This is a genomic window from Actinomadura rubrobrunea NBRC 15275 (assembly GCF_001552235.1).
GTDB classification, from domain to species: domain Bacteria; phylum Actinomycetota; class Actinomycetes; order Streptosporangiales; family Streptosporangiaceae; genus Spirillospora; species Spirillospora viridilutea.
In genome coordinates this window covers 1-6,052 of record NZ_BCQU01000163.1, presented here as the reverse complement: position 1 = coordinate 6,052, position 6,052 = coordinate 1, and the positions used below count along the sequence as shown (strand labels likewise).

The 6,052-nt window shown below is 70.2% G+C and carries 6 protein-coding genes; 5 read left to right on the top strand and 1 reads right to left on the bottom strand.

Translation table 11 applies throughout. The features are described 5' to 3' along the window. On the bottom strand, positions 1 to 407 hold a 407-nt coding region (locus tag AR3_RS28340), incomplete at its 3' end, for a hypothetical protein (protein WP_390099638.1). A gap of 274 nt (positions 408 to 681) precedes the next feature. On the opposite strand from AR3_RS28340, the gene pip reads away from it, so the two are divergent. The 5 genes from pip to thpD all read left to right on the top strand — a co-directional run bounded on the left by pip (position 682) and on the right by thpD (position 5,901). Next, entirely contained in the window at positions 682 to 1,644 is a 963-nt protein-coding gene (pip, locus tag AR3_RS28335) for a prolyl aminopeptidase (protein ID WP_067918611.1), read from the top strand. A 905-nt stretch (positions 1,645 to 2,549) separates the two neighbouring features. Continuing rightward, positions 2,550 to 3,083, top strand: coding sequence for a diaminobutyrate acetyltransferase (gene ectA, locus AR3_RS28330; RefSeq protein WP_083952215.1), 534 nt, complete (start codon positions 2,550 to 2,552; stop codon positions 3,081 to 3,083). A gap of 221 nt (positions 3,084 to 3,304) precedes the next feature. Then, positions 3,305 to 4,567 carry a diaminobutyrate--2-oxoglutarate transaminase gene (ectB, locus tag AR3_RS28325; protein WP_067918609.1) on the top strand — a complete coding sequence of 421 codons (1,263 nt, stop codon included), beginning with the start codon at positions 3,305 to 3,307 and terminating at the stop codon, positions 4,565 to 4,567. A 36-nt stretch (positions 4,568 to 4,603) separates the two neighbouring features. Beyond that, positions 4,604 to 4,999 (top strand): ectoine synthase, encoded by a 396-nt coding sequence (locus tag AR3_RS28320; protein WP_067918607.1) that lies wholly within the window; start codon positions 4,604 to 4,606, stop codon positions 4,997 to 4,999. Continuing rightward, positions 4,996 to 5,901 (top strand): ectoine hydroxylase, encoded by a 906-nt coding sequence (thpD, locus tag AR3_RS28315; RefSeq protein WP_067918605.1) that lies wholly within the window; start codon positions 4,996 to 4,998, stop codon positions 5,899 to 5,901. Before AR3_RS28320 ends, thpD begins: the two co-directional genes overlap by 4 nt. Positions 5,902 to 6,052 lie beyond the last annotated feature (151 nt).

Below are 6,052 nucleotides of genomic sequence, written 5' to 3'. Positions count from 1 at the left end.
TCGTTCTGCGCCTCGGCCAGCCGCCGCTCGGCCTCCAACGCGCGCCGGTCGGCCTCCTCGGCCTGCCCCCGCGCACGCTGCACCTCGCCCCAGGCCGCCGCCGCATCGCGCTGGGCCGCCTCCTTCTCCGCCTGCATCGCGGCGACCTGGTTCTGGGCGTCGTTGTGGGCCTCGGCGACCTTGCGCTCACCGGCGGCGAGCGCGTCCCCGATCAGATCGGCCATCTGCCGCAGCCGCTCGACGATGTCCCAGGGCTGCGCCTCGACCAGATCGTGGTCGCTCCGGCCGTGGCCCCCCTCGCCCGCGTGCCCGCCGGCCTTGATCGGCTGCTGCGCCGCGGGAACGGGCCAGGGGGAGGCGGCGTCCGGGATCTTGCGCCCGCCGCCCGACCCGTTCAGCTCGCTCACTCCGGCCCTCCAAGGTCTCCTCGCCGTTCTCGGCCGACCCGCCGGGCGGCTCGGGCGCGGAGCAACGGTCGCGGGGCTGCTGTGCTCATCTGTTCGCTGCACTCCTCGCCTGGCGGCTCGTCGCTTGGCATCTGGAAGGCACTCTAGTGCCGATCACCGCAGCGTTTGCCCTGTTTGGGGTTTAGTTTCTTGATCCTCACGGCGCTCTCGCGCAGATGAGGCCGCGCGCGCCGTCCGCGGCGGGCCGTCGCGGGTGATGCGAGAATCACAGCTCATGGACCTTGCGACCCTGTACCCGCCGATCGAGCCGTACGATTCCGGGCTGCTGGACGTCGGCGACGGCAACCGCATCCACTGGGAGGTGTGCGGGAACCCCGACGGCAAGCCCGCGGTGATGCTGCACGGCGGCCCTGGCGCGGGATGCCTGCCCGCGCACCGCCGCCAGTTCGACCCCGAGGCGTACCGGATCGTCCTGTTCGACCAGCGGAACTGCGGACGCAGCCTGCCGCACGCCTCCGACCCCGAGGTGTCGCTGGAGAACAACACCACCTGGCACCTGGTCGCGGACATGGAACGGCTGCGCGAGCACCTGGGCATCGAGAAGTGGCTGGTGTTCGGCGGGTCGTGGGGAAGCGCACTGGCCCTCGCGTACGCGCAGACGCACCCCGACCGGGTCAGCGAGCTGGTGCTGCGGGGCATCTTCACCCTCCGGCCGTTCGAGCTGTACTGGTTCTATCAGGAGGGCGCGTCGCTGATCTTCCCCGACCTGTGGGAGAAGTACCTGGCGCCCATCCCCGAGGATGAGCGCGAGGACCTCATCCGCGCCTACCACGAGCGTCTCAACTCTCCTGACCGCGAGGTACGTGTGGCCGCCGCGCGCGCCTGGGCGCAGTGGGAGGCGGGGACGCTGAAGCTGCGCCCCGACTCCGCCCTGGTCGAGGCGTTCGGCGACCCGGACTTCGCGGTGGCGTTCGCCCGCATCGAGAACCACTACTTCATCAACGAGGGCTTCTTCGAGGACGACCAGCTGCTGCGCGACGTCGACAAGATCCGGCACATCCCCGCCGTCATCGTGCAGGGCCGCTACGACGTCTGCACCCCGCCCGCCACCGCCTGGGACCTGCACCGCGCCTGGCCCGAGGCCGAGTTCCATCTCGTGGAGGACGCGGGCCACGCCTACGACGAGCCCGGCATCCTGCACCGCCTCATCCAGGCCACCGACCGCTTCGCCCGCTGACCCCGCAACGCGCCGCCCGCGCGCCCGCGGGCGGCGCGGCACATGCCTGCGCGACACGTACGCAGCGGTCGTCCTTAACTCATGCCGTACGGACGGCACGGCAACTCATGCCGTACGGACGGCACGGCGCATGCCGGGCACGCTGTACGCCCCATGCATGCATCGCAGGACTTGAGTAGCAGCGCCCAGATCGCGGGTCGCCGGTGCGCATACCCGGCGCGTCCCGACACGAGCCGGCGGCGGCCGGCTCATGCCTGCCCGCCGCGATGACGCGTGGCCAGTGGGCGATACGCCCCCTGCGCTATTCGCGCCTGGCGGGCGTCCTGAGAGGTCCTGGGCGGCGGCAACGGCTTATGGCCCGCGAGTGGGATGACAGCGGGCGCGGCGCATACCCGGCGGGCAGCAAGGCCCATGCCGCACAGGCGACACGGCTCATACAACCGACACGGCTCATACAACGCAGGCGGCGCGGTGCACGCCCGGTGGGCGGTGCGGCGCGCTCGGCGGCGTCGAGAGCCGGGCACCAGGGCATACGGCGGGTTCGCCCGTCATATCACTGACATCGCTTTTCGTAACACAAGACACGCCGAGACGCACGAACGGGTCGCCGAGTTGTCATGAAGATTGTGTGACTTAGATCACACAATTGAAACATTCGCGCCGCGCGACCCGCACTCCGGAGCCCCCTCGGCGATCGCGCAACCGGGCGCCGCCGCCCCCGGCGGACGGCGGGCCGATGTCCCTGCGTACGTGCGAGAACGGCGCGCCTACGCGCCCCCGCGCCGCGGACCGAACGCGCCCGAGCAAAGCAAGCGTCTTTTCCTACCCGCTCGCGAGAATGCCAAACATCCCGTTGATAACAATCCCCGCGGCGCGTTCAGGAACGTTCGCTAAGTTGTTTTCACATGGCAGCGCAACCCCTGCACTCGACATCCCGGCCGCCCGGGGAGAAGTCGGCGTTCCGGCTGCACGAGCCGGAACTGGCCGACGGCCCCCAGATGTGGCGGCTCGCACGGGACTCGGACGTGCTGGACGTCAACTCGCCATACAGTTACGTGCTCTGGTGCCGCGATTTCTCGGGCACCTCCGTGGTGGCCCGGGCGGACGGCGTCGCGTGCGGTTTCGTCACCGGTTACGTGCGGCCCGACAGCCCCGACACGCTCTTTGTGTGGCAGGTCGCGGTCGACCGCGCCCACCGCGGCAAGGGACTGGCCCGGCGCATGCTGGACCGGCTCGGGGACCGGATGCCCGCCCTGGGCTGCCGGTACATGGAGGCGACGGTCACCCCCGGGAACACCGCCAGCAAGGCGATGTTCGAATCGTTCGCGCGCGGCCGCGGCTGCGAGGTGGTCCGCAGCCCCTTGTTCGGCGACGAGCACTTTCCCGTCGGCCACGAGCCCGAGATCCTGTTCCGCATCGGCCCCCTGAGGCACCCCTGACGGGCGCCGCGCGGCGTCGGCGGCCACGCACGCGCGGACCTCCGGCCACGGCGTCGCGACCGACGCGGCCGCACTCGCCTCGTGCGCTCCCCGGTCCGCACGTCCCGCTCCCGCACCGCCGTCTCCCAGCCGGCCCGACAATTCAACGATTTCGCTCCCGACCATTCCGTACGCCCGTTTGTCTCGTTCGTTCGACCGCACAAATGCCGGAGGCAGAGAGCATGGAAGTATTCGCCCGTCTCGAATCCGAGGTGCGCGGCTACTGCAGGGGCTGGCCCGCGGTGTTCACCACCGCCCGCGGCAGCCATATCACCGACGAGAACGGAAAGACGTACCTGGACTTCTTCGCGGGAGCGGGCACCCTCAACTACGGGCACAACAACCCCGCGCTGAAACGCCGGCTCCTGGAGTACCTGTCGGCCGACGCGATCGTGCACTCGCTCGACATGTACACCGCCGCCAAACGGCGGTTCCTGGAACGCTTCGAGGAGATCGTGCTGAAGCCGCGCGGCCTGGACTACAAGGTGCAGTTCCCCGGCCCGGCGGGCAACCACGCGGTGGAGGCCGCGCTGAAGCTGGCGCGCAAGTACACCGGCCGGGAGACGGTCGTCAGCTTCACCAACGCCTTCCACGGCATGACGCTGGGCGCGCTGGCGGTGACCGGCAACTCGATGAAGCGCACCGGCGCGGGGGTTCCGCTGGGACACGGCGTGGCGATGCCGTACGACAACTACCTGGACGGCCGCACCCCCGACTTCCTGCTGTTCGAGACGATGCTCGCCGACAGCGGCAGCGGCCTGGACAAGCCCGCCGCGGTGATCGTGGAGACCGTGCAGGGCGAGGGCGGAATCAACGTCGCCCGCCCCGAGTGGCTGCGCGGCCTGCAGGACCTGTGCCGCCGCCACGACATCCTGCTGATCGTCGACGACGTGCAGATGGGCTGCGGCCGCACCGGCCCGTTCTTCAGCTTCGAGGAGGCCGGGATCACCCCGGACATCGTCTGCCTGTCCAAGTCGCTGAGCGCCTACGGGCTGCCGATGGCGGTGACGCTGCTGCGGCGGGAGCTGGACGTGTGGGAGCCCGGCGAGCACAACGGCACCTTCCGCGGCTTCAACCCCGCGATGGTGACCGCCACCGGCGCGCTGGAGGACTACTGGACGGACGCGGAGCTGGAGAAGCAGACCCTGGCGAAGGGCCGGCTGGTGGAGCGGGCGCTGAACGAGATCGCGCTGGAGCACGCCGGAGCGGTGGACTCGGTGCGCGGCCGGGGCCTGGTGTGGGGCCTGGTCATGCGCAGCCCCGAGCTGGCGCCCAAGGTGTGCGCGGAGGCGTTCGAGCGCGGCCTGCTGATGGAGACCTCCGGCCCCGAGGGCGAGGTCGTCAAGCTGCTGCCGCCGCTGACCACCACCGAGGCGGAGCTGACCGCGGGCCTGGAGATCCTCGCCGACTCGGTCCGGGCCGTCCGCACCGCCGTCGCCGCCTGACCCGGTCCCCGCGCCGACCGCCGAGAAGGAGCATCCATGATCGTCAGATCGTTGAAGGACGTCATCGGCACCGACCGCGACGTGAAGGCGCCGACCTGGGAGAGCCGCCGTCTGATCCTGGCCAAGGAGAAGGTCGGCTTCTCCCTGCACGACACGGTGCTGTACGCGGGCACCGAGACGAGGATGTGGTACGCCAACCACGTCGAGGCGGTCTACTGCATCGAGGGCCACGGCGAGCTGGTCAACGAGGAGACCGGCGAGACGCACCGGATCGAGCCGGGCGTCATGTACCTGCTCGACGGGCATGAACGCCACACCCTGCGCGCCCACACCGACGTACGGACGGTCTGCGTGTTCAACCCGCCCTGCACCGGCCGGGAGGTTCATGACGAGAACGGTGTCTACCCGCTGCTGACCGAGGAGGACGCATGAGTGTCATCGAGTCCCATCCGACGAGCACCGACGCCTATCCCACCCGCAAGGCGACCGAACCGGCGCTGCTGTACCGGCAGGACCCGGTGGTGTACGGCGGCCCGGACGACGGTCCGATCGACGCGGCCACCCTTCAGTCGTACGAGGCCAACGGCTACCTGACGATCGAGCGGCTGCTGGAGCCCGAGGAGGTGGAGACCTACCGGGCCGAGCTGCGCCGCCTGGCGGCCGACCCGGCGATCCTGGCCGACGAGCGCACCATCACCGAGCGCGACTCCGACGAGGTCCGCTCCATCTTCGAGGTGCACAAGATCAGTGAGGTGTTCGCCGGGCTGGTGCGCGACCCGCGCGTCGTCGGCCGGGCCCGGCAGATCCTCGGCGGCGACGTCTACGTGCACCAGAGCCGGGTCAATTACAAGCCCGGTTTCACCGGCAAGGACTTCTACTGGCACTCGGACTTCGAGACCTGGCACGCCGAGGACGGCATGCCGCGCATGCGCGCGGTGAGCATCTCGATCGCCCTCACCGACAACTACGTGTTCAACGGCGGCCTGATGATCATGCCGGGGTCGCACAAGACGTTCGTGTCGTGCGTCGGTGAGACCCCCGCCGACCACTACAAGCAGTCGCTGCGCAACCAGGAGATCGGCACGCCCGACCAGAGCAGCCTGTCGATCCTGGCCGAAAAGCACGGCATCGAGCTGTTCACCGGCCCCGCGGGCTCGGCGACGATGTTCGACTGCAACTGCATGCACGGCTCCAACGGCAACATCACGCCGTTCCCTCGCTCGAACGTGTTCATCGTGTTCAACAGCGTGGACAACGCCTGCGTCGAGCCGTTCTCGGCCCCCGCGCCGCGGCCGTCGTTCCTCGGCGCCCGCGACTTCACCCCTGTCCGCTGACCACGTCCCAAGGAGCGGCTCACCGCATCTGACCAGGGTCTTCGTCCGCGGTCGGCCCGACGGGCCGGCGCGGGCGGGGACCTCGGCGGGACGGGCGCCCCCGCCCGGCGCGAGGCCGCCCGTCCCGCCGCCGATCAGCCCATCGATCCCC

What these genes read in the sequence shown, in the direction of transcription:
- pip (WP_067918611.1), top strand. Translation starts at nt 682, where the DNA reads ATGGACCTTGCGACCCTGTACCCGCCGATCGAGCCGTACGATTCCGGG.
- ectA (WP_083952215.1), top strand. Translation starts at nt 2,550, where the DNA reads ATGGCAGCGCAACCCCTGCACTCGACATCCCGGCCGCCCGGGGAGAAG.
- ectB (WP_067918609.1), top strand. Translation starts at nt 3,305, where the DNA reads ATGGAAGTATTCGCCCGTCTCGAATCCGAGGTGCGCGGCTACTGCAGG.
- AR3_RS28320 (WP_067918607.1), top strand. Translation starts at nt 4,604, where the DNA reads ATGATCGTCAGATCGTTGAAGGACGTCATCGGCACCGACCGCGACGTG.
- thpD (WP_067918605.1), top strand. Translation starts at nt 4,996, where the DNA reads ATGAGTGTCATCGAGTCCCATCCGACGAGCACCGACGCCTATCCCACC.